Below are 23,063 nucleotides of genomic sequence, written 5' to 3'. Positions count from 1 at the left end.
TTAAGCTGCCTCCGCCTTTATCATTTCAATAAATCTGTCAATAAGGGCACTGGCCTCTTTCTCAGAAAGAACTTTGTTAAGTCCAAACACCAGTGGCTGTTCCTCCCCTAGTATTCCTCTTTCGTATACCTGAGCAATAGCGCCAGCGCACACTCTGCAGTCATAGATATCTTTGAGTTTACCCGCTTCCTGCCACTCTAGATCTGGCCATTTTAATATATTGACCATGAATTCATGGATGATCCTGGCGGCTATCTTTTTGGTAAGCTTAAGTTCTAGCTTCTCTGGTGGATAATTATCAAGAAAGTATTCAAGATAATAGCCAAGACCATCTCCCGGAAGGTCCTCAGATATCTCCTCAGAATAAGCCAAAAGCAATTTGTCAAAAAACTCTTTTTCAGTCATGGATCTGTCTCCTTAAAGTCATCAGATATCTGCTTCCACAAGGATAGTAACGCTATCGCAGGCTTTTAATCCCTTTACCTCAAATACTCCTGTGGTGTTCTTGCTCTCTTCACCAGTCCACAGATCAGTAACCTTATATTTATCACTCTTATAGATCCAATCACCCATAAGCTTTTTGAGGTCGCAGATCTTTATTGAAAAGGTCTCATCCTTATCTTTTTCACTTACGTTTATGAATGAAAGCGCAAATCTGTTACCTGTAAGAGGCTTGCAGAGAATATCAACTCTATCTATATCTCTAATATATTCCTTATCAGGCTGGCTCTTAGAGAGTGAGGAATATACTCTCTTGGCCTGGATTCCAAGTCCATCCTGATTAAGAGAGATCATGTCCTTATTAGCAATAATATTATACAGACTATCTCCCTTTTTCACTCTTCTAAGGTCAAGTCCCAGCATCAGAGGAGAGTTCATCATACACCACATAGTCATATGAGTCTTGCACTGAGTCTCATTAAGTCCGTTCATGCCAATCATCATCATGTCAGGATCGTTCCAGCCCTTATCAAGTCCTGCAAACTCATCCATTATTACAGCTTTGCTGTACTGAGTAGCTACACTTGTAGTGTAATCCCCAGTCCATGCTCCAACTCCTGGATCTCCGTCACTTCCTACTCTGAAAGTAATATCATTTAGTATTCTCCAAGAATCACAAACCTTGTAAGCCCAGTTCTGAGGCTGGGTCTTACCCCACTCGCAGGCTGAATAGATAAGATCATTATCAGGATCAAGTCTGTTTAGTTCCTTAAGAAGTCTTGCATAGGAATTAAGAGTATTTTCCTGACGTCTGTGGTTCATAAGTCTGACCCTGTTACTACCTTTTTTGAGTTTGACCAGAATCTTTTTACTCCAGGTAAAATCCGTCTCTGAAGGAGTCTCGTCAAGAAAATCATCGTAAAAAATTTCATCTCCCACAGCCACTTCAAGCCACTGTCCTACTCCTTCTCTTTTGCCAGATGCATACTCTACAGAAATTTCTGTTTCCATATCCTCATTGGCTTCCACAGCAAATACCAGCTCGCTTGAGCGAACATCTACAGGAGATGCCTCTGGTCCAGTACCATCAAAGGTTCCAATTCCGGTTATATAGTCCTCTTCTCTCTGAGCCCTTGTTCCTGTAAGCTCCATGCCTGTCACGCTGACTCTTTCGCCTTCATGAACTCCATAGATAACGGAAAACTCATCTTCCCCTATTCTCATTCCACGTATGTTAGGGGCAAATGTATATCTGGCATTTTCAGCATTTGAGAATGTGGCATTATCCCAGAGATAATAGCAGTTATCCACTTTAAGAAAATCTACTCCCCACTCCAGGTAACTCTTAGCATCCTCTGCTTCATGACCACAGGTTCCAACCTCTGCTCCTGCGCAGAGATTTGTTCCTATATCGTTGTACATACCAAATTTAAGGCCTTTTTCGTGGATGTAATTGCCAAGTGCCTTAAATCCAGACGGAAACTTGATTTCTTCATTGGAAAGCTTCCCATCTACTCTCCTATCCTTGTAGCAACCATCATCAAGAACAATATATTTATATCCAAGCTTATCAAGGCCTAGCTCAATAAACTTATCTGCCATAGCCTTTGTCAAAGCCTCTGTATTGCCGCTTCCAAACGCATTCCAGCTATTCCATCCCATAGCCGGAAGGTGATTTTTCTTTTTAGCAAATAAAACCTCCCCATTGTCAAAAGAATCAAAACGTCCCTGTTTTTCTAATCTGTCTGGTGTCATTGTAGTCTCTTTCCCCTTTTATTTTTTCCCAAAAAGATGACTTTCATGACATTTGTCACAAAAGCCCTCTCTCTTTTATCACATTCTATGATGTTGTTCCTTCTCAGCATACATTTTTTCATCTATTATTTCTGCAAATTTCTTGGCAGAAAGCTGCTTGGTATGATCATAAATCTCGTAGCCGCAGCTGATATCCACATGTCTGGGCCAGCCTCTTCGCCTTCTTAGAACTGCTATTTCATCTCTGATCTCACCAATTCTTTCGCGAATATCAATTGGAGTGATTATTTCTGTTATCACACAGAACTCATCTCCTCCAAATCTTCCAATGCTAGCCTCCTGCCCGAAGATATCCACTAAAACATCAGCTATATCCTTGATTGCCCTATCTCCTGCACTATGACCAAGAGTATCATTTATAGCCTTGAAATTATCCACATCTATCATGATGGCGGTAAAATCCCTACCTGAAGTAGCACTAGCCTTGACTTTTTCCTGAAGCCTTATATCAAGTCCTCGCCTGTTAAGGACTCCTGTCAGATAATCAAGATTAACGTCCTTACTCTGGAAAAAGAAATACACAACCAAGCAACCCAGAGATATTCCTGCGTAGGTGGTACTCATATTGGAAATGAAAACCTGTAAAATCGCACCCAGCACAGAAAAGATTGGCAAAAACAATATTGTATTCTTGTAGTCATTCATAATACTGTTCCTAAATAAGATAGAATACACTACCAATAAAATGATGAACAATATTAGGAACAAAGCTCTTATCAGATATAGAGGCCCTCTATAGTAAACGCCATCCTGGAAATAGTAGAACCAGTCAAATCTTCCAATTGTGGATACTAGCACAAGTATCAGATTTATAATGGCAAATATCTGGAAAGCCCACCTAAAAATGTTTCTTCCCATTTTGCTCTTGGTATTACTCTCATCCATCCAGCAGTCAATGTAATTAACTGCAAAGAGGATATCCAGTGGATCCAGAGCAAAAATAACAAAGTAGCCAACCTCTGCCAGTATCAGATACTGATCAGGATAAGCTTCTCCTACGCGCCCAAGCGACTCTGATATGAGCAGTATAAGAGTCAGGATCAGAATGGCAGAATACTTCCTGCCTCTGATCATCTTGGAGCCTTTACTCTGAAATATCAGCAAAAGAGTTATCAAGAATACTGTATAGAAATTAAGTACCAACCATCCTTCTAATGCGATCATATAATAACCTCGCCAGTGTCTTACGATGTCAGCAGTTATTCATTAGCATTCCCCTTAAATATAACAATACCTTTTTTCTTAAACTTCTTAACCGGCTCAGCAGCAGTAGCTTCTGGCTTTTTAGCTGGAGCCTTTGATGCCTCCTGCGCTACATCCTTTTTAGGAGCAGCCTTCCTTACAACTGGCTTTTTGGAAACTCCGGAAGCTTCCGCAACCTGAGCTACTACAGAAGTCCTCTTTGGCGCAGCCTTTTTCTCGGTCTGTTCCTGTTTAGGTGCAGGGCGTGTAGCTGCCTTGGCTGCTGCCTCTGCCGCAATCTTGGCAGGATCTCCAAGCTTCATTGTAAGTGCAATTCTCTTTTTATCAAGTTCAACATCAAGTACCTGAACGTCAACTATATCCCCAACGCTGACAGCCTCAAGCGGATGTTTGATAAATTTATCTGTAATGTGAGATATGTGCACCAGTCCATCCTGGTGAACACCTATATCTACGAAGCAGCCGAAGTCTATAACGTTTCTGACTGTTCCCTTTAAGATCATGCCTGGCTTTAAATCCTTCATATCAAGGACATCACTTCTTAGAATAGGAGCTGGCATGTTTTCTCTTGGGTCTCTTGAAGGTTTCTCAAGCTCTGAGAGAATATCAGTAAGAGTGATCTCACCAATTCCAAGCTCCTCAGAAAGCTTTTTCTTGTCTGCTTCTGTTACCTTCCTGGATAGAGAACCTGTATTAAGAGTGGACTTCTCTGCGGCCTTGTTGTCAGCAGAAGGCTTTTTATCAGATGCATTATCAGAATCCTGCACTACAGCAAGGTTACTGCCTGCAAGTGCTGCTGCAAGTGCTGCTCCCATAGCTGTGCTTGTATTTCTGATAACAACCTGCTTCTGCTTTTTCTGTGGACGAGGCTTCTCTTCTCTAGCTGGCTGAGGTTTCTCAGTAGCGGCCTTGGCAGCGTTCTTCTGAGCTGCTCTAACATCATCAAAGGTAATACCGAGCTTGTCCATAAGCTTTAAAGTAGCCTCGTAGGATTCAGGATGCACGCTTGTAGCATCAAGAGGATTCTCTCCGTCAGCAATACGAAGGAAACCTGCACACTGCTCGTAAGCCTTTGGTCCTAACTTAGGTACCTTTAAAAGTTCCTCTCTACTCTTAAATTTACCATTTTCTTCTCTATAATCAACAATATTTTTAGCTATTACCTTGCTGATACCAGAAATATACTGAAGGAGCGGTGCTGAAGCTGTATTAAGGTCAACACCAACCTTGTTAACGCAGTCTTCTACAACTCCTTCAAGGGTCTCGCCCAATTTCTTCTGGTTCATATCATGCTGATACTGTCCAACTCCAATAGACTTAGGGTCTATCTTGACCAGCTCAGCAAGCGGATCCTGAAGTCTTCTTGCAATGGATGCTGCACTTCTTTGTCCAACATCAAACTGTGGAAACTCCTCTGTGGCAAGCTTACTAGCTGAGTACACTGAAGCTCCGGCCTCATTGACTATCACGTACTGAAGAGGTCTGTCAAGTTCCTTGATAAGTTCTACGATAACCTGCTCAGATTCTCTAGAAGCAGTACCATTACCAACAGAAATCAGATCTACGTTGTATTTATCAATAAGTCTCTTTAATTCAGCTTTAGCTTCCTCTACCTTGTTCTGAGGAGCTGTTGGATAAATAACCTTGGTATCAAGAACTTTACCTGTAGCATCTACTATTGCAAGCTTACAGCCAGTTCTAAAAGCAGGGTCCCATCCCAGAACTGTCTTGCCAGCAATAGGTGGTGCCATGAGAAGCTGAGTCAGATTCTTGCCAAATACGGAAATTGCACCATCCTCTGCCTTCTCAGTAAGTTCATTTCTGATATCACGCTCAATAGCAGGAGCAATGAGTCTCTCATATGCATCCTGATTGATTTCCTCAATAACAGGAGTAGTAATAGGATTGTCATTTTTGAGCATCTTCTTGTTCAGATACTGAAGTATCTGCTCTTCAGGAGCCTCAATCTTGACTACGAGGAATTTCTCCGCCTCACCTCTGTTAAGAGCAAGTACTCTGTGACCCAATACCTTCTTGATAGGCTCTTCATAGCCATAGTACATCTCATAAACGCTCTGAGCCTTCTCATCCTTGGCCTTACTTGTAAGGATACCCTGCTCCATTGTAGCTTCTCTTATATATGTTCTAAAATCAGCATTGTCAGAAACATCCTCGGCAATGATGTCCATTGCTCCCTGAAGCGCCTGTGCTGCATCCTCAACCTCTTTTTCCGGATCAACAAAGGCTGCAGCTTCCTCAGCAAGGGGCTTTGTAGTCTCCTGAGCAAGAAGGATCTGGGCAAGTCCTTCCAGTCCCTTTTCTCTTGCTATGCTGGCTCTTGTCTTTCTCTTTGGTCTATATGGAAGATAAAGATCCTCGATAGCAACCATAGTCTCAGCTGCAATAATCTTGGCCTTAAGTTCATCAGTCATCTTGCCCTGCTCTTCGATAGAAGCAAGCACCTGCTGCCTTCTCTCTTCAAGGCTGCGGAGATACTTAAGTCTCTCATCCAGATTACGGAGCTGTTCGTCATTAAGGGAGCCTGTAGCTTCCTTTCTGTATCGTGAAATGAAAGGAATAGTATTGCCCTCGTCAATTAACTTAACTGCGGCTTCAACCTGCCATTTCTCGACTTGTAGTTCTTCTTTGATCTTTAATACAATATCCATTTTTTCCTCGCTAATACTTAATATTCAATTAACTTTTTATGAACAAACGATATTCCTTATTATACCAAGCCTTTCGCTCTGTTTTCAAGACTCATGAAAGGCCCGTAAACATTGAAAAAAACGCCGTTTTATTGTAGAATCTATGGTAAGAACCTATGTTTGAGAGGAAGGTATTGATGGGAGATAACGGGGACAAGTACTATTACAATAATTATAATTACAACATGACCCATAATGACCTTGATAATCATGTCAGGATGGCTTCAACAGCCCTTATTATGGGACTTATTTCAGTTCCCTTATGCTTTTTCATGTATACCGGAATAATTGTTGGTGGAATAGCTGTCGTTTTTGCTCTTTTATCCAAGGGCACAGCGGCCAAGCTCCTTCCTCAGGCCAAAAAGGGAATCATATACGGGACAATTGGAATAGTACTTGGCTATGCAATACTTGTAACTAGTGTTCATACAATGTTTACAGATCCTGTTGCGCATGAGCAGCTCAATAAAACCTCCGTCCAGCTTTACGGCGAGAGCTTTGACGATATGTTAAAAGAGATAGGTGTAAGCATTGATGGCGAGTAAGGAAGGTGCCTATGAGTATGATCGGTGCTATCGGAAGTGGATATGGAGCCTACGCTGGCTTTAGCATGTCAACTGGTGCTGCTTCTGAGGCCAAGCCCATACTTAATCCTAGTGAGTCCACACAGAAGGCTCCTGGCAAACTATCATCTCCTGCAGAGTGTGAAACCTGCAAGAACCGTAAATATCAAGACGGCTCTGATGAGATGGTTTCTTTCAAGAGCGCCCAGCACATCAGTCCTGAATCTGCTGCTGCAAGAGTCAGAGGACATGAAGCTGAGCATGTGAGCAATGCCTACAAGGATGCAGCCATGAATAATGGCAAGGTTCTTCAGGCATCAGTATCTATCAAAACAGCCGTGTGTCCAGAATGCGGACGCACTTACGTATGCGGTGGGGAGACCGCTACTAAGATAAAATACAGTAATGAGGATAACCCATATCAGCAAGCCAGAAAGTCCATAGATAAACAAGGGCTGCTTGGAGCAAATATCGATCTGGCCGGCTGATCATAAGAAGGTGTTGTCAGGGGAGCATATACTAAATGTCTAACACTATTAAAATTGCAGAGCTTAAGGCAACGGCCAAGGAAAGATCCATAGACAAATATGGATCTCTTATATTGGCCAATATTATTATTTTCATAATTCAGCTTATCATTTCTGGTATTACCACTGTAGGAACCTCTGGTAGTATCATCTTTTTTGTCATAAATCTCATCATCAACCTGATTGTAAATATTCTTCTGGGAGTTCTTGTATCCGGCAAGGCCTACCTTTATATGAATCTGGTCTACTCGCAGCCTATCGCTGCCTCAGATATTTTCTTTGGATTAAAACAGCATCCTCAAAAAGCTGTGATCATCCAGTCAGTATTTGTTCTGGTGGATTTCTTTGTAAGTCTCCCGGCATCAGTTCTTCTTTTTATGGTCCAGAGGACTCCTACCCAGAGCGGATACATAGCAATGATCATTGCTCTCTTAGTTGGCTTTGTAGTAAACCTCTATGTCTCGCTGGTTTATTCGCAGTCCTTTTTTCTTTTGCATGACTTCCCTGAGCGCTCCGCAAAAGAGCTCCTTAGAAGCAGCCGCAAACTGATGCAGGGCAACAAATTAAAGCTGCTTGCACTCTATTTGAGCTTTATTCCCCTGTACTTATTTGGTATTCTAACTTTGTTTATCCCGCTTTTGTGGATAAGTGTTTACAGATATGCTACTATAGCTGTCTTTTATCAAAAACTGATTTCAAATGCCGGCAGCAATATGCCAGCCAAGGAGGAACAAAATGGACTTGATTGATGCGATCCGTGCTATCGATAAGCCACATGAGGACGATATCCTGAATAGATTATATACACCTTGGGGTGAAAACCTTGACAAAGACAACGTACTCAAAGAGTATCCTCGCCCACAGTTTCAAAGAAACAGCTATATCAATCTGAACGGTGATTGGGAATACTGTATTGTTCCAGAGGAACAGGGCTCATCAATTCCTGAAAAAATGGATGGTCACATTTTAGTACCATTTTCTCCAGAGGCAATGCTATCAGGCGTCGAAAGGCGTCTTGAGCCATACCAGTATCTCTGGTACAAAAAGGTACTTCCTGTCCTAAAGAGAACCCACCATAATTCCCGTTTTCTTTTGCATTTTGGAGCAGTAGATCAGTTTGCTGATATCTATGTTAATTCCACCCTTGTAGGCTCTCACAGTGGTGGATATCTTCCTTTTACCCTGGATATAACAGATTATCTTTTGTTTGATGGTCACAATAAAGAGTCCCTTGATAACATGCTTCACGTCAGAGTCAAGGACACCAGTGATTCCTCCTATCACAGCAGGGGAAAACAGACTCTTAAAAGAGGTGGCATGTACTACACCTGTCAGAGTGGCATCTGGCAGACTGTCTGGATTGAAGAGGTTCCAAATACCTACATCAGGAAACTCCGGATCAGACCAGAAGCTGATCTTAAGACATTATCCATCGAGGTTTCCACCAATAACCCCAGCAAAGTTACTGTTAAATTCCCTGGCTATGAGATGGTTAAATCACCATCTTCTTCTGACAGCTATGATACTACCTTTACTGGAGATTTTTCTTTTTCCTCAGATACATATCCCAGCATTGGAGAAGACCATTCAGCGATTTCTCCTAGCTACTACCATTTTTCTTTTACCATAAAAGAGCCACATTTATGGAGCCCTGAAGACCCTTATCTGTATCCGCTTCAGATAATCACAGATGAGGATCATGTTGACTCCTATTTTGCCATGCGCTATTACTCAATAGAAAAAGACGGATCAGGAATCAGCAGGTTCTGCCTGAATCATGCTCCGTATTTCCTTATGGGTGCACTTGACCAGGGCTACTGGCCAGATGGGCTCTACACAGCTCCTTCCGACAAAGCGCTTATATATGACATTACAGAAATGAAGCGACTTCATTTTAATATGCTCCGCAAGCATATCAAGGTTGAAGCTGCAAGATGGTATTACCACTGTGACCGCCTTGGGATGATAGTTTGGCAGGACATGGTTAGCGGAGGTTCCTCCTATGCCAAGCCAGTGGTGTCATATCTTCCAACTCTTTTCCCAAAGGTGTTTGGACGTATGCCTGATGGTCCCGCGACCTACAAGACTTTTTCACGTGGTTCTGCCGAAGGACGTGGCGAGTGGCTTAAGGAGATGCAGAATACAATAAGATACTTGTACAACGTTCCTAGTATCGCAACCTGGGTTTTATTCAATGAGGGCTGGGGTCAGTTTAATGCAGCAAGTGCCACAATTATCGCCAGAGAAATAGATAATACCAGACCAATTGATCAGGCCAGCGGATGGTTTGATGAGGGAAGTGGCGACTATAGAAGTGTCCACAACTATTTCAGACCCCTCACAGTTGAAAAAGATCCTAATGGCAGAGCTTTTGTAATATCTGAGTATGGCGGATTTACTCATCATATCGCCGGTCATAGTAGTGTCGACAGAGTTTTTGGATATAAAAAATACGACACCTTAGATCAACTAGGTGTCGCATATTATAACCTTATGAACGGTACTATCAAGCCACTTATAACCAAGGGCCTTGCCGGTGCAGTTTATACTCAGGTCAGTGACGTTGAGGAAGAAGTCAACGGTCTTATGACCTATGACAGGCGCATAACCAAGATTAATCCTGATCTTGATCCAAGTCTGTCAAGCAATATAGACATTGCTCTTAATAAATCTCAACCTGACCATTGAATATCTTTTGCAGTTTATTTCTGACCATTATAAAGGCAGGTATCAGAAAGGCATCAGCCAGAATCCAGGCTGCAGGGCTGGCAAGGCATATCGCTGTAAAGCCTATGTGCGGTACCAGCAAAATAGCTACTGCCGATCTACCTATCATCTCCATAACTCCGGCCAGGACTGCAAACATTGAATAGCCCATTCCCTGAATTAGGAATCTTACTATATTTACAAGGGCCAACGGAATATAAAACAGGCTGTTATAGATCAGGAAAAGATGAGCATTATCAAGGCAGGTTACTTCACTGGCATTTAAGAATATCATCGAGAAGTTCCTGCCAAATAATATCAGTATCACGCAGGCTATAACAGAATAAATACTTCCAATCTTCACAGCAGCCTTAAGTCCCTGCGTGAGATGGTCGAGCTTTTTAGCTCCCACATTCTGTCCGCCATAGGTAGCCATAGTCGAACCAAGAGCGTCAAAAGGAATACAGAAGAACATTGCTACCTTACTTGCTGTAGTAACTGCTGTAACAGCATCTTCTCCAAGGCCATTGATGGCTGTCTGCAAGATAACACTTCCTATTGCAGTTATGGAATACTGAAGTCCCATTGGAACTCCCATATTAAACAAAATAACAAAATGTGATCTGTCCAGTTCCCAGTCAGCCTTTGAAAGCTTCATAATATCTATCTTTTTAATAATGTACAAAAGACAAAGCGTTCCAGCAACAAGCTGAGAAACAACTGTAGCAAAGGCTGCTCCAAAAATTCCCCATTGAAATACCATTATAAATACAAGGTCTAAGACAATATTAAGCACTGAGCCAATTATCAGATATTGTACCGGATGCTTGCTGTCACCAAGCGCTCTTATTGTGGCTGACAAAAGATTGTACATGTATGTAGCTGGAATTCCTAAAAATACTACAATTATGTACTGATAAGCGTAATCAAGGATTGAATCTGGTGTCTTCATAGCAAGTAGGATCTGTCTGCAGAATACACTGACAAAGAAAGTCATGATCACAGCAAATATTGAGCACAGAATGATTGCATGAGTATAGAACTTGCGCATGCTCTTATAATCCTTGGCCCCAAATCTCTGAGCTATAGGAATTGCAAAGCCATTGCAGACACCCATACAAAAGCCCATGATCAAAAAGTTCACAGCTCCTGTTGAGCCCATTCCTGAATAAGCTTCTTTACCAAGGGTCCAGGATACGATTGCTGTATCAATTATGTTGTATAACTGCTGAAATAACATGCCCCAGAAAAGAGACATGGCAAAGCCCATGATAAGCTTCATAGGATCGCCTACAGTCAAGTCCTTTATATTAGTATTTTTACTCATAATCGTTAACCTCTATTCGACTATTTAATCCAAACAGTTGAATATAGTACTACACTTCTATAATTATTGTAAAGTGGGAATTAATTTTGTACAATAAGTCTAAATTCTATACTGAAATACGGGCTTTACGCGTATTTTAATAATATAAACTCAGGGAAATGGAGATAATATGGAAAACATAAAAGCAGTAGTTTCTCTAGGACACGATGCTCTTGGTGTAACAACCTCAGAGCAGCTTACAGCGACCAAGGTCGCAGCCAAGGCTCTTGCAGATCTTGTAGAAGCCGGATACCAGCTTACAATCACCCATAGTAATGGCCCTCAGGTCAGTATGATCCATAAAGCCATGACTGAACTTCATAGAATGTACATTGATTACACAGCAGCTCCAATGTGTGTATGCAGTGCTATGAGCCAGGGCTATGTTGGCTATGATATTCAGAATTCTCTGAAGGCAGAACTGACAGGACGCGGAATATCCAAGGCTGTCAGCACAATCCTGACTCAGGTGACTGTAGATCCCTATGATGAAGCCTTCTATGCACCTACCAAGGCCATTGGTCGTTACATGTCCAAGGAAGATGCAGATAATGAAGTCAAGAAGGGAAATTTTGTAAAAGAAGATCCTGGAAAGGGCTATAGAAAAATTGTAGCAGCTCCCAAGCCAATAGACATAGTTGAAATCGATGCTATCAGGGCATTAGTCGATGCAGGTCAGATTGTTATTGCCTGTGGCGGAGGCGGTATTCCGGTTATACAGCAGGGTCATGTTCTCAAGGGTGCTTCTGCCGTAATTGAGAAGGACGCAATAGCAGGCAAGCTTGCAGCAGATCTTAAGTCCGACAAGCTCATAATCCTGACTTCCGTCCCATTCGTATACAAAAACTTCGGCCAGGAAACTCAGGAAGAAATCCCTCAGATGACCATTTCCGAAGCCAAAAAATACATTGAAGCCGGAGAATTTGGCGAAACTGATATGCTTCCCAAAATTGAAGCAGCCATCGAATTCCTCGAAGCCAACCACGAAGGCGAGGTAGTCATCACCTCCCTCGTATCTGTCTCCGACGCCCTCAAGGGCAAAGCCGGCACCCGCATCATCTACTGATACTGCTACCCCAGCCCGGAGCGTATACTAAGGCGCCCAGTGCGCAGAAAACTACCGCGAGCGACTTTGTGAGAGATATTTTTTCGCCTTTGTGAGTGGAGGGTTAGTTCATGAGCTTCAAAATTTCTGTCTGGGGTTCCTGTCCATGGCTCAACATGTCTGAGTGTCCGACAGCCCTTTTATCTGCGCAGTATTTTTGCCTGCTCGTCACTGGCAAATGAAACATTTCTCAAATGTTCGCGCACACTTTCTTTTAATACGCCCTCGGAAGGCCAAAACTTGCAGGGCGGACAAAGTTCTACATAATTGAAAATGCCATACAGGTGCGTAGCACCTTAATAACAATAAAGAGATCAGTCTCACAAGCTAGCTTGGAGAACTGATCACTTTATTGTTATATACGCTCGCTGTGCGAGCGTGGATGGGCGCTAGCGGGTTAGGTGTTGGTGGCCTGCTCTACGTTGAACTGAGGGATCTTGGGTACAAGGTCGCCACGGATCTCGATGAGAGGTGATGACTTGCCTTCGATGTAGTCGCGGGTTATTGTGACACGGCCAATGTTCTCATCCTTGGGTATCTCGTACATGATGTCGAGCATAAATTCCTCGATGATGGCGCGAAGAGCTCGTGCTCCAGTATCTTTTTCCATGGCCTTCTCTGCTATGGCTTCGAGAGCACTATCATCAAATTCAAGGTCAACTTCGTCAAGAGCCAGGAGCTTCTGATACTGCTTGAGAATAGCATTCTTGGGCTCTTTCAGGATCTTTACAAGCATATCCTTAGTAAGAGCCTGAAGTGAACATATAATTGGAAGACGACCAAGAAATTCCGGGATCATACCAAACTTCTTTAGATCCTCTACTGTAACCTTTGAAAGAAGGTTTGGATCGTCCTCATACTTATCCTTAAGATCTGCATCAAATCCAATTGAAGTCTGCTTATTAAGTCTCTGAGTTATTATCTCTTCAAGATCCGGGAATGCACCTCCACAGATAAAGAGAATATTTCTGGTATTAACTGTTGCAAGTGGCACCATTGCATTCTTGCTGCCTGCTCCAACTGGAACCTCAACGTTAGAGCCCTCAAGAAGCTTTAACATTCCCTGCTGAACAGATTCTCCACTTACATCCCTTGATGTTGTGTTTTTCTTTTTGGCAATCTTGTCTATCTCATCGATAAAGATAATTCCATGCTCAGTTTTCTCAACATCATTACCTGCTGCTGCAAGGAGCTTACTAACTACGCTCTCGATGTCATCACCAATATATCCTGCCTCAGTAAGGGATGTGGCATCAGCAATAGCAAGAGGCACATCAAGAAGCTTTGCAAGGGTCTTAACAAGATATGTCTTACCACTTCCTGTTGGTCCCAGAAGCAGAATATTGGACTTCTCTATTTCAATTTCATCCATAGTATCTGTTGCTACTCGCTTGTAGTGATTGTAAACCGCAACAGACATTACTTTTTTAGCCTGATCCTGACCAATTACATACTCATCAAGCTTAGCCTTGATCTTGTGTGGCGCTGGAATATTCTTTATATCAATAGCCGGCTTGGAAGAAGCCTCGCTCTTTTTCTTTATCTTCTGGGAATTTGGAATGCCACCACCCATATTAAAACCATTATTCTGGAAATCACCCATGTTGAAGAAGCCCATGTTTGGCATTCCAGAGTTCTTGTTGAGCTCATTCATGAGATTGGGATTGTTAAGCATATTCTGATAGTCGAACTGGCTCACAGCATCCATAGTCTTGTGCATGCAATCATCGCAAACACAGATATTATTGGGAAGATGGAACATCTTGCCAGCCTTACTCTCAGGGCGTCTGCAGACAAAGCAGACATCCTCATATTCAGGCTTACTGTCATTATCTGATGGCTTGTTATCACCTGCTTCATTTTTCCTGGCATCATCAGAGACAGTATCACCAGTTGTGTTATCCACAACATCAACAGGTGTATCCTGAATGTCTACTTTCTCGTCGTCTGTAACTTCTCTGAAATCAAAATCATCGTTTCTCATAAATTTTCCTCATATTGATATGATAAGAAAGAATGTCGCTTGCGACATTCTCGCGCCGAGCGCGGTTGCATTTATGCAACATTTACCTATCGCGCGAGTGCGCATCCACAGCGGAGCGTTTTTCATTGAATAGGAAAGCAATTTCCTATTCAATAAAAAGTGCTATGGATGGCTCCTCGTCACCCATAGCAACCATTAAGTTCTAAGATTTGACTAATTAATTAGTGTCCGCCTTCGCTCTGGCCATTGTTGTTCTTGTCCTCTGGCTTGGCTGGAACCTGATGGCCATCATACTGACCCTGGCCAGTTCCATCTGCAGAACCGCTTTCACCATTTCCACTAGTGTTTGTTGCACCTCCTAGTGTAACATCATAAGTATATTCTGTATACTCTGAACCATTCTGTCTCATTACTGTAACTTTTACAGTTGTTCCAATAGCGTAGTACTGAAGTCTAGTCTGAAGATCATCCATAGAAGCGATCTCAGCTCCATCAAAAGCGACAATAACATCACCCTTCTGGATTCCAGCGGCTTCAGCTCCGCCATTTGCTGTAACCTCTGCAACATAGACACCAAGTGGAAGTCCATAAATAGATGATACATCTGAAGTAACACTTACTCCTGAGATTCCAATGTAACCTCTCTCCTCATCTGAGAGTTTAATCTTGGTTTCTTCATTCATAAGTTGTTCAATGATTGGCTTAGCAGCAGAAATTGGAATAGCATATCCCATACCTTCTACAGTGTCTCCACCAATCTTATTTGAGTTGATACCAATTACCTCGCCTTGAACATTAAGAAGTGCTCCACCTGAGTTACCAGGATTGATAGCTGCATCTGTCTGAATAAATTCTCTTGTGCTACCATCATCAAGCTCTACCTGTCTGTTAAGAGCTGAAATAACACCTGTTGTAACTGACTGGCCATATCCAAGAGCATTACCAATTGCTATGGCAGGCTCTCCAAGGACAAGCTGATCACTATCTCCAAGCGTTGCAACCTTGATCGCACTCTTTGTTTCATCTGAAAGATCATCCAGCATAACAGCGATAACAGCCAGATCCATGTCGGAATTAGTTCCCTTTACTACAGCCTCAACTGTAGCATCATCTGAAAAAATAACTTCCAATGTATCAGCGCCCTCAATTACGTGATAATTGGTTGCTATAAGAAGTTCAGTATCGTTCTGGCCTACAATGATACCACTACCAGATGCAGTAGCTTCCTGCTCTTGTACATATCCAAAATAACTAGCTGATGCTGTATAGTTGTTGTGGATAATAACCATAGCTGGCATCACCTCAGAAACAACCGCTGTTACATCAGTTACAACTGTACTGGTCTGAGCTGAAACTGTTGTAGTCTTGACTGTATCTTCTGTGTCAGCGTTAGCAACCTGTGAAGAATCACTTGGTGTTGTCTCCTGAGTTTCTTCTATCTCAGTCTTTGCAGATCTGTTCGTAACAGCAAAGTATGAAGCACCCACTCCTCCAACCAAAAGTGCAAATATCGCAATAGCTGCAACTACAATTGCTCCGGTGTTTTTCTTTTTAGGAGCCTGTGTTGGAATCTCAGAGGTATTTGTACCATACTGATATGTACCATAGCTGTGGGCACTAGACTGGTTATTGTATGCATAGTTGTTATTGCCAGCATTGTAACCACCATAGTTGTTCACACCACTGTTGTTACTTCCTGTACCAGCTCCTGCATTGTTATAACCGCCACTATAACTGCTATTCCCATAACCACTGAAAGGACTTGGATTCTGCTGTCCGCTAGCATAGGAATAAGGATTATAAGAATAGGTATTGTTGCTCTTTGCCTGTTCACTTCCATAAGAACTATGCTCATTTGCTGAATTCGCATTATCTGTTGAATTCAAATTGGAATTACTATTTACACCACCCTGTTCCATTTTGTCATCTTCATACATGATAACTACCTTCTTCCTTTATTTGGATTATGGCTCTAGTATAAAAAGATTCTGTGACGGAATTGTGTTTTAATTATTATAAAAATATAATATCTTTTTATAATTAGCCGGTTATGTATCAGTATTCCTCTTCAATCACCTGTATTTCCATATAATCAAAGTTAACCTGCTCTATAAAGGCATCCCTTGTAAAGCGGCATTTTGAGTGCCTTTGGAAGTCCCTGACTGTTGTGTCTAGCCATATAGGTTTGGACAGATCAAGCTCATAGCACGCTTTTTCTATAGCGTTCATCACCTTGTGAGTCCTGGTATCCATAGTATCATCACAAATGACTGTATCCTTTATTAGATGATTATCATCTATCAGCTTAACCCAAAGTCTAAACATTCTGATCCCCTTAAATACTTCTCTTTATAATGTAATCTCTATACCGCAATCAGACAGCCCCTTTAAAAAGCTCTCTTTGGTTCTATTTATAATAAGCTCCTGTGGAAAACCTATTTCCTCAAACATTTTCTGAACTCGCATAGTTTCTCCAATTTCCGGAGACATATGAGCATCTGTATTAACACAGACGGCCACTCCAAGCTCAGCACACCTCATGGCAACATCTCTGCAAACCGACTGATGATGCCCCTCCCAGAAAAAGCTATGCTCATTTATCTCTATTGGCTTTTTAAGTTCCTTGGCAACTCTAAGGACTTCATCCATATCAAAAGGCACTCCGGCTCTTCCTATGTGTCCAATAAAGAAAACCTTGGGATTCTCCATAGCCTTTATATACATATTAGTATTCTCTGAAATGCTCTTTCCAATTGTATGTCTCTTGGCATGTACTGAAGCTATGACAAAATCAATTCTCTCACATACCATATCAAGCAGTCTCTTCTCAGGATCATAAACATCGCCAGTTACAGACTTGCTGATAATAATGTCATGTCCGAAAAGATTTCCATCCATATCTACAATATCAGCCTCAACACCTCGAAGAAGAGTAACATCATTCCATACTCTTGGCCAGTTACTTGAGCAAAAGAGATACTGATAATTTTTGACATTCTCATAATCGCCAAACAACATATCGCTAAAATGATCAGTGCTAGCAAGGAGCTTGATTCCTTTCTCTTTGGCTGCCCTGATATTTTCTTCTATAGTTGAATAAGCATGTCTTGAATATAAAGTGTGTGTGTGGGTATCACATTCAATCTGGTACATATTTCACCTCTATTATCTTATTTCAGATTTCCCCAAATCCCCCACGCTAAATAAATAACAATAAGTCATACGCCATAACAATAATTAGCTATCCCCGACATTTTGTCAAGGATAGCTAATCCTATTCCCATAATAATGGTTTATACTATATTACTCTTCATATCCGTTAGGATTCTGGCTCTGCCATCTCCAGGAATCAGCGCACATTTCCTTGATTCCATTCTCTGCCTTCCAGCCAAGTTCTCTCTCTGCCTTATCTGCATTAGAGTAGCATGTTGCGATATCTCCAGGTCTTCTCTCCTTGATCACATAAGGAATCTTAACACCTGTAGCTTCCTCGAAATTCTTGACAATATCAAGTACGCTATATCCAACACCTGTTCCAAGGTTGTAGATATTAAGTCCACTGCCTGGCTCAAGCTTCTTAAGAGCCTTAACATGGCCAAGTGCAAGATCTACTACATGGATGTAATCTCTTACTCCTGTGCCATCATGTGTATCGTAGTCATTACCAAATACATTGAGCTGTGGAAGCTTGCCAACTGCAACCTGTGTAATATAAGGCATAAGGTTATTAGGAATTCCATTTGGATTCTCACCAATTGTTCCACTCTTATGTGCTCCGATAGGATTAAAGTATCTAAGAAGAACTACATTCCATTCTGGGTCAGCCTTCTGGATATCTGTGAGAACCTGCTCCAGCATTGACTTAGTCCAACCATAAGGATTTGTACATGTTCCCTTAGGGCACTCCTCTGTGATCGGAATAAATGCAGGATTGCCATATACAGTTGCTGAAGATGAGAAAATAATGTTCTTGCATCCGTGCTGTCTCATTACATCAACTAATGTAAGAGTTCCTGCAATATTGTTCTCATAATATTCCCAAGGCTTCTGTACTGACTCGCCTACAGCCTTAAGTCCCGCAAAATGGATTACGCTGTCAATCTTCTCACTAGTAAAGATTTTCTCAAGACCTTCTCTATCTCTTATATCTACCTTGTAGAAAGGTACCTTTTTGCCTGTGAGGGCCTCAACTCTTCCGATAACCTTCTCACTAGCATTAGCAAGGTTATCCATAACGACCACATCATAGCCTGCATTCTGAAGCTCTACTACTGTATGTGATCCAATATATCCTGCTCCACCTGTTACAAGAATAGCCATATTCAACCTCTTTTCTGTTATGTATCACCAAGTTTTTTGTTTACTATGGTTTAATTGTATTGATAGGTGTCACTAATTACAACACTCTTATGTTAGGAACACCTGTCAGAATGTTAGATTGTTCCATTCACTTGCTAACAGCTCGCTCCAGTAACAAATTCGCACATTCCCCAACAAATTGCATTACAGCTCAATTCCATTAAGCTTGCAAAGCTCTCTAGCTGACTCTACAGAATCAACGCCTTCTTTATTCTTGATAGGAGCAAATTCATGTTCTCTTACAACCTCATAAGGAAGACATGTATCAAGCTCATGGATCATATCAAGAACAAGCTGCTCGAACTTGCATCCGTTTGGAGCTTCTGGCTTGATAAGATTTGCATTTTCATCAATATAAGGAATCTTCTTCTCAACAACATGCAGAGGAAGTGTCTTCTGTGCTATATCAAACAGAGCCTTCTCGTTAAAGAGATAGTTAAGGATAACTCCATAGTTGTAAGCAGGATCACCGTTTTCATCCTTGGCATCCATCATTTCCTGTGAAAGCTCGTAATACTCAACGATAGAAGGTCTTCCATCCTCAAGACACATTACGCCAACCTTCTCATCTGGAGCATTCTTTCTAACAACCTTGGCGCCGCAGGAAACACCTGCATTAACTGTTGCACCAACAAAGCAAGGATCTGCGATTCTCTGAAGGACATTATCAACAGCAAAAATATCGATCCACTCGATTCCCTCTTTTAACAGAACATCTCTAAGTCCAGCCTTGAGCATAGAAGAATACCATCCAGCATTACCATTAGGAGATGTGGAAATTCTGCCCTTGCCCTCCATATATACCTTTCCATTGTAATCAGAAGCTGGAGCCATATCCTGCTTGAAGAAAGTAACCTTATCCTCTGGATATCCAAAGAAATTGTGCTCCTTGAGGAAGTTTACTGTAGCATCATTATTCTTTTCACTAGTCATGATGAAAAGATGAATGAAGGCACCACCTGCCTGAGCTACTGTATCCTGAAGGTTCTCGATTATTCTCTGGAAAATATAAACTGGCTTGGTAAGACCAATATCATACATACCCTTTGGGTTGTCAGAACCAAGTCTGGTTCCCATTCCGCCTGCAAGAAGGACTGCTGCCACCTTACCAGCCTTAATTGTCTCAACGCCAATCTTTCTAAACTCTTCTTCTCTTTCCTTAATCTCGGAAACCTGCATTGCAGCAAGAGGTGCAAACTGTCCTCTTCCCTCACTCTTTCCAAGATTCTTGCAGTTCTCTAAAACTGCAAAGTCTGTATCCTCTATCTGGGCAAGAAGCTCTTCTTTCTCAGTATCAGAAAGTTCATCATAATACTTAAGTACATGCTCCTGGCCATATTTAGCTAGTTTCTCCTGTGCACTTTGAAAATCCATTGTTCATACCTCTTTCATGATAATACGGGTTTCTGAACCCATGCCGTTACATTGTAACATAATTGTCTTGTTTATACTAATAATATAGGTGTTAAAAGATAAAAATGCGCACCAAAAAACCTGCGAAGGTATTTTCCCCCGCAGGTCCTTGATGTATCTGTTTATGTATCTGTTTCTATTACTGTGGAGTAGCAGGTGCTGCCGGAGTCTGAGCTGCTGCAACTACTGCCGGATCTACAGGAGCAGGTGTTCCTGGAACCCAGCCAGCAGGTGCTGCCAAAAGTCCGCTCTTGTCGAAAGTACACTCAACATTATCCAGAACAGCAGTTACACCCGCAAGCATCTTGCCGTTGTTGGCATCAAAGTATCTCCATCCATCAGGAAGCTGAACCCAGCCTACAACCATGTGTCCATCTGTAGGATCAAGGAAGTAAACTCCGTCCTTAAGTGGAGCCAGCCCTGTAGCCATAAGTCCATCAGCCCCAAAGTAGAAAGCTCTTCCGTCTATTGCATTCCAGCCTTTTACCATCTTGCCATCTGCGCCGAAATAATATCTGGCACCAACATCACCTGTCCAGCCTGTGAACATTACTCCGTCATTGCCAAAAAGGTATACATCTTTATCAATCTGCTGAAGGCCTACATAAGCCCTGAAATCCTGTCCAAAATAAAATCTCTGTCCAAGTTCATTGGAAAACCAGCCAGAAATAGCAGCGCCGTCTGCGCCAAACATGAACTTTCCAACTTCAAAGGCAAGCATTCCTGTCTGCATGACGCCTTTTTCATTAAAGTAATAAAGCTTATTTCCAACCTGAGTAAGTCCCACGTGCATTAAATACTGATCATCAAAATAATGAACACCATCCTCAAGAGGAATAAGGCCCTTCTGACAGACACCATCTGCATTGGCGTAAACCAGTGCCCCGCCAACATCTATAAGACCAGTACGTCTTACGCCGTTTGCGTCAAAGAAATATCTTGCCCCTGCAATATCTGCAAAACCAACCTTGGCTAGTCCGCCCTGAGTCGGATCAAGATAATAGATTCCTGATTCATCCTGGAACCATCCTGCATTTATGATACCCGTTGCGGCATCTGCATGATATCTTCCATTTGAAAGGTTAAGCCAGCCATAGAGTTTTCTATAATTATGGTAATAATATATATTCCCACCATAGCTATTAAATCCCTCTGGGATCAAACGGCTAAAGTAATCTGAATAAAGATGATCGATATCTACTCTTCCAGGGATACCTGCAACCTGTCCATGGCTTGTAGACTGCCACATTGCATACTCTCCAGGATATTCGCATGCACTGCTATACTGAGCAACCCACTTAGGTGCAGAAACTACTGGCATTCTGCCCATGAACCAGTTCTTGCTGGCATATACCATAGGCTCATAACCGTTAGCATACATAATTCCGCAGAATGTATCTGCAATAGCCTGAAGCTGAGCTGGATTGAGCCCCTTCTGGCATGAATCCTCAATATCAATTGCTACAGGAAATGATACTGTATATGGCGCAATCCAGGCGAGAACCTGATTGGCTTCTGCTGCAGCCTGTTCAGGATTTGTGGCATAAGAATAGATATAGATACCAGTTCTGATGCCTGCTGCATTAGCACCATTTATATTGTTGATGAACTGTTCATCCATTCCCTTTTTAGTTGTTCCAACTCTGATCATGGCGAATTTAACACCAGAATTCTTGACCTGCTGCCAGTTAATCGCGCCCTGATATTTAGCCACATCAACTCCCATGGCAATTTCCGGGCCTCTGGCACTGACTGTAGTCTCAGCTACAGGTGATAAAGACAGAAACGCTACTGCCCCCAGAAGCGCTGCTGCAGAAAGTAAAGCTTTCTTGACACTTTTAAACATACTATTCCCCTCATATGAATTTTAAGTTTTTCTTAACATTTTAATTATAACAAATAAAAGGCACCACCACAATTGTGATGATGCCTTAAAATCTTAGTATTTATTCCCTGTATCTTAGGATTCCGTATGCTCCGGTTCCAGCATGGGCATTAAATGTTATAGTAGCAGGGTCCTCATCCAGATCAGGCAGGATTTCATATACCCCGCCACTTCTTACACATACTACAGCATAAGAGGCTCCTTCTTCCTTGAAATCTGCAGGTATTTCAATCATCGTTCCAACCTGCATTTCTTCATTGACCATGGGATATACCTTAGTGGAAAAGAGTCTGCTGACAGTCATCTGAAAAGATGCTCCAAGAGTAGCTTCCTCTGACTGTGCCACAATACTCATAGTGTCGATAGCTGCAGGAGCTGTCCTTGCATCTATGTCCCATGTAGTTACAAAGAAATACTCAAGTATCATAAAATTGGCTTGTTTTTGAAGCTCGTACTCTGGGGTTATAACAGCAAACCCAGGAACAGACCAGGCATAATAGTTGCCAGCTACAGTTGACTTTACCTGCTTGCCATTTGAATTAACCACATTATTCTGAGGAATAACAATCTTTTCTTCCTCTTTTTCCTCTTCCGGATTGCCTGCTATATCTGTACTCTGCTGAATATTTGTTTCCTCAGAAATATCCGCATAGGAGGTTGATAGCCCTTCTGTTGCCTCAGACTTCACAGGATTTAATACCAAGCCGCAAACACCAAGTGTAAGTCCAGCCAGTAAACACCTCAATCTTCTTATTTTCATGTCCTCTATTCCTCACATTCTCTTGTTTATTCTTTTTATACGTGTAACTCAAATCCAAGATACTTTCATTGTAGTTTATATATATCCCGAATTCAAAGGTAGATTATATTTTATAAACATCGTGCGAGAAACCCCCTTCCGATGAAATCGGTTGTGGGATGAATCGCACTAGCTTTTCTTTTTGTATTTCCCCGTCTTAATGTATTTGCGTTTGTGTTCTTCTGTTCG

18 protein-coding genes are annotated in these 23,063 nt (G+C 41.9%); 5 read left to right on the top strand and 13 right to left on the bottom strand.

Annotated features, from left to right (window positions below; genetic code table 11):
* The 4 genes from G631_RS0114500 to G631_RS19380 all read right to left on the bottom strand — a co-directional run bounded on the left by G631_RS0114500 (nucleotide 1) and on the right by G631_RS19380 (nucleotide 6,128).
* Nucleotides 1-405 (bottom strand): hypothetical protein, encoded by a 405-nt coding sequence (locus G631_RS0114500; protein ID WP_026490063.1) that lies wholly within the window; start codon nucleotides 403-405, stop codon nucleotides 1-3.
* Nucleotides 406-426: 21 nt separating this feature from the next.
* Nucleotides 427-2,196 (bottom strand): glycoside hydrolase family 27 protein, encoded by a 1,770-nt coding sequence (locus tag G631_RS0114495; protein ID WP_026490062.1) that lies wholly within the window; start codon nucleotides 2,194-2,196, stop codon nucleotides 427-429.
* Nucleotides 2,197-2,274: 78 nt separating this feature from the next.
* A complete protein-coding gene (locus tag G631_RS0114490) occupies nucleotides 2,275-3,420 on the bottom strand; it encodes a GGDEF domain-containing protein (protein WP_026490061.1) in 1,146 nt (381 codons plus the stop codon).
* A gap of 35 nt (nucleotides 3,421-3,455) precedes the next feature.
* Nucleotides 3,456-6,128: a Tex family protein gene (locus tag G631_RS19380; RefSeq protein ID WP_035789875.1), complete on the bottom strand. Its 2,673-nt coding sequence runs from the start codon at nucleotides 6,126-6,128 to the stop codon at nucleotides 3,456-3,458.
* A 176-nt stretch (nucleotides 6,129-6,304) separates the two neighbouring features.
* On the opposite strand from G631_RS19380, the gene G631_RS0114480 reads away from it, so the two are divergent.
* The 4 genes from G631_RS0114480 to G631_RS0114465 are packed head-to-tail and all read left to right on the top strand — an operon-like array spanning nucleotide 6,305 to nucleotide 9,945.
* Nucleotides 6,305-6,712, top strand: a complete 408-nt coding sequence (locus G631_RS0114480) for a hypothetical protein (protein ID WP_026490060.1) — start codon at nucleotides 6,305-6,307, stop codon at nucleotides 6,710-6,712.
* An 11-nt stretch (nucleotides 6,713-6,723) separates the two neighbouring features.
* Nucleotides 6,724-7,218, top strand: a complete 495-nt coding sequence (locus G631_RS0114475; RefSeq protein WP_026490059.1) for a hypothetical protein — start codon at nucleotides 6,724-6,726, stop codon at nucleotides 7,216-7,218.
* Nucleotides 7,219-7,253: 35 nt separating this feature from the next.
* Nucleotides 7,254-8,006: a DUF975 family protein gene (locus G631_RS20405; RefSeq protein ID WP_026490058.1), complete on the top strand. Its 753-nt coding sequence runs from the start codon at nucleotides 7,254-7,256 to the stop codon at nucleotides 8,004-8,006.
* A complete protein-coding gene (locus G631_RS0114465) occupies nucleotides 7,993-9,945 on the top strand; it encodes a glycoside hydrolase family 2 protein (RefSeq protein ID WP_035789874.1) in 1,953 nt (650 codons plus the stop codon). The genes G631_RS20405 and G631_RS0114465 overlap by 14 nt, the downstream gene beginning before the upstream one ends.
* Here the strand turns inward: G631_RS0114465 and G631_RS0114460 are convergent.
* Nucleotides 9,920-11,290, bottom strand: coding sequence for an MATE family efflux transporter (locus G631_RS0114460; RefSeq protein ID WP_026490056.1), 1,371 nt, complete (start codon nucleotides 11,288-11,290; stop codon nucleotides 9,920-9,922). The genes G631_RS0114465 and G631_RS0114460 overlap by 26 nt on opposite strands.
* A 169-nt stretch (nucleotides 11,291-11,459) precedes the next feature.
* Here G631_RS0114460 and arcC point away from each other — a divergent pair, with 169 nt between their 5' ends.
* On the top strand, nucleotides 11,460-12,395 hold the full coding sequence (arcC, locus tag G631_RS0114455; RefSeq protein WP_026490055.1) for a carbamate kinase: 936 nt from the start codon (nucleotides 11,460-11,462) through the stop codon (nucleotides 12,393-12,395).
* Nucleotides 12,396-12,831: 436 nt separating this feature from the next.
* Here arcC and clpX read toward each other — a convergent pair whose 3' ends face one another.
* From clpX to G631_RS0114415, 8 genes are all read right to left on the bottom strand, one after another.
* Nucleotides 12,832-14,418 (bottom strand): ATP-dependent Clp protease ATP-binding subunit ClpX, encoded by a 1,587-nt coding sequence (clpX, locus tag G631_RS0114450; RefSeq protein WP_026490054.1) that lies wholly within the window; start codon nucleotides 14,416-14,418, stop codon nucleotides 12,832-12,834.
* A gap of 221 nt (nucleotides 14,419-14,639) precedes the next feature.
* Complete coding sequence (locus G631_RS19370) at nucleotides 14,640-16,355, bottom strand: S1C family serine protease (protein WP_051197290.1); 1,716 nt, start codon at nucleotides 16,353-16,355, stop codon at nucleotides 14,640-14,642.
* Nucleotides 16,356-16,473: 118 nt separating this feature from the next.
* On the bottom strand, nucleotides 16,474-16,743 hold the full coding sequence (locus G631_RS0114440) for a hypothetical protein (protein ID WP_026490053.1): 270 nt from the start codon (nucleotides 16,741-16,743) through the stop codon (nucleotides 16,474-16,476).
* Between the two features lie 24 nt (nucleotides 16,744-16,767).
* Nucleotides 16,768-17,571, bottom strand: coding sequence for a phosphatase (locus G631_RS0114435; protein WP_026490052.1), 804 nt, complete (start codon nucleotides 17,569-17,571; stop codon nucleotides 16,768-16,770).
* 150 nt (nucleotides 17,572-17,721) lie between these two features.
* Nucleotides 17,722-18,738 (bottom strand): UDP-glucose 4-epimerase GalE, encoded by a 1,017-nt coding sequence (galE, locus tag G631_RS0114430; protein ID WP_026490051.1) that lies wholly within the window; start codon nucleotides 18,736-18,738, stop codon nucleotides 17,722-17,724.
* Nucleotides 18,739-18,921: 183 nt separating this feature from the next.
* Entirely contained in the window at nucleotides 18,922-20,151 is a 1,230-nt protein-coding gene (locus G631_RS0114425; protein ID WP_026490050.1) for a UTP--glucose-1-phosphate uridylyltransferase, read from the bottom strand.
* Between the two features lie 178 nt (nucleotides 20,152-20,329).
* Nucleotides 20,330-22,036 (bottom strand): GH25 family lysozyme, encoded by a 1,707-nt coding sequence (locus G631_RS0114420; protein ID WP_026490049.1) that lies wholly within the window; start codon nucleotides 22,034-22,036, stop codon nucleotides 20,330-20,332.
* A 100-nt stretch (nucleotides 22,037-22,136) separates the two neighbouring features.
* Nucleotides 22,137-22,835, bottom strand: a complete 699-nt coding sequence (locus G631_RS0114415) for a hypothetical protein (protein WP_026490048.1) — start codon at nucleotides 22,833-22,835, stop codon at nucleotides 22,137-22,139.
* Between the last annotated feature and the right edge of the window lie 228 nt (nucleotides 22,836-23,063).

The sequence above is a fragment of the Butyrivibrio sp. XBB1001 genome (assembly GCF_000424505.1).
GTDB lineage: Bacteria > Bacillota > Clostridia > Lachnospirales > Lachnospiraceae > Butyrivibrio.
The sequence above is the reverse complement of the archived record's forward strand: the minus strand, read 5'-3'. Positions and strand labels throughout refer to the sequence as shown.

Coding starts and splice junctions, on each gene's coding strand:
- G631_RS0114500 (WP_026490063.1), bottom strand. CDS start 405: ATGACTGAAAAAGAGTTTTTTGACAAATTGCTTTTGGCTTATTCTGAG.
- G631_RS0114495 (WP_026490062.1), bottom strand. CDS start 2,196: ATGACACCAGACAGATTAGAAAAACAGGGACGTTTTGATTCTTTTGAC.
- G631_RS0114490 (WP_026490061.1), bottom strand. CDS start 3,420: ATGATCGCATTAGAAGGATGGTTGGTACTTAATTTCTATACAGTATTC.
- G631_RS19380 (WP_035789875.1), bottom strand. CDS start 6,128: ATGGATATTGTATTAAAGATCAAAGAAGAACTACAAGTCGAGAAATGG.
- G631_RS0114480 (WP_026490060.1), top strand. CDS start 6,305: ATGGGAGATAACGGGGACAAGTACTATTACAATAATTATAATTACAAC.
- G631_RS0114475 (WP_026490059.1), top strand. CDS start 6,724: ATGAGTATGATCGGTGCTATCGGAAGTGGATATGGAGCCTACGCTGGC.
- G631_RS20405 (WP_026490058.1), top strand. CDS start 7,254: ATGTCTAACACTATTAAAATTGCAGAGCTTAAGGCAACGGCCAAGGAA.
- G631_RS0114465 (WP_035789874.1), top strand. CDS start 7,993: ATGGACTTGATTGATGCGATCCGTGCTATCGATAAGCCACATGAGGAC.
- G631_RS0114460 (WP_026490056.1), bottom strand. CDS start 11,290: ATGAGTAAAAATACTAATATAAAGGACTTGACTGTAGGCGATCCTATG.
- arcC (WP_026490055.1), top strand. CDS start 11,460: ATGGAAAACATAAAAGCAGTAGTTTCTCTAGGACACGATGCTCTTGGT.
- clpX (WP_026490054.1), bottom strand. CDS start 14,418: ATGAGAAACGATGATTTTGATTTCAGAGAAGTTACAGACGACGAGAAA.
- G631_RS19370 (WP_051197290.1), bottom strand. CDS start 16,355: ATGTATGAAGATGACAAAATGGAACAGGGTGGTGTAAATAGTAATTCC.
- G631_RS0114440 (WP_026490053.1), bottom strand. CDS start 16,743: ATGTTTAGACTTTGGGTTAAGCTGATAGATGATAATCATCTAATAAAG.
- G631_RS0114435 (WP_026490052.1), bottom strand. CDS start 17,571: ATGTACCAGATTGAATGTGATACCCACACACACACTTTATATTCAAGA.
- galE (WP_026490051.1), bottom strand. CDS start 18,738: ATGGCTATTCTTGTAACAGGTGGAGCAGGATATATTGGATCACATACA.
- G631_RS0114425 (WP_026490050.1), bottom strand. CDS start 20,151: ATGGATTTTCAAAGTGCACAGGAGAAACTAGCTAAATATGGCCAGGAG.
- G631_RS0114420 (WP_026490049.1), bottom strand. CDS start 22,036: ATGTTTAAAAGTGTCAAGAAAGCTTTACTTTCTGCAGCAGCGCTTCTG.
- G631_RS0114415 (WP_026490048.1), bottom strand. CDS start 22,835: ATGAAAATAAGAAGATTGAGGTGTTTACTGGCTGGACTTACACTTGGT.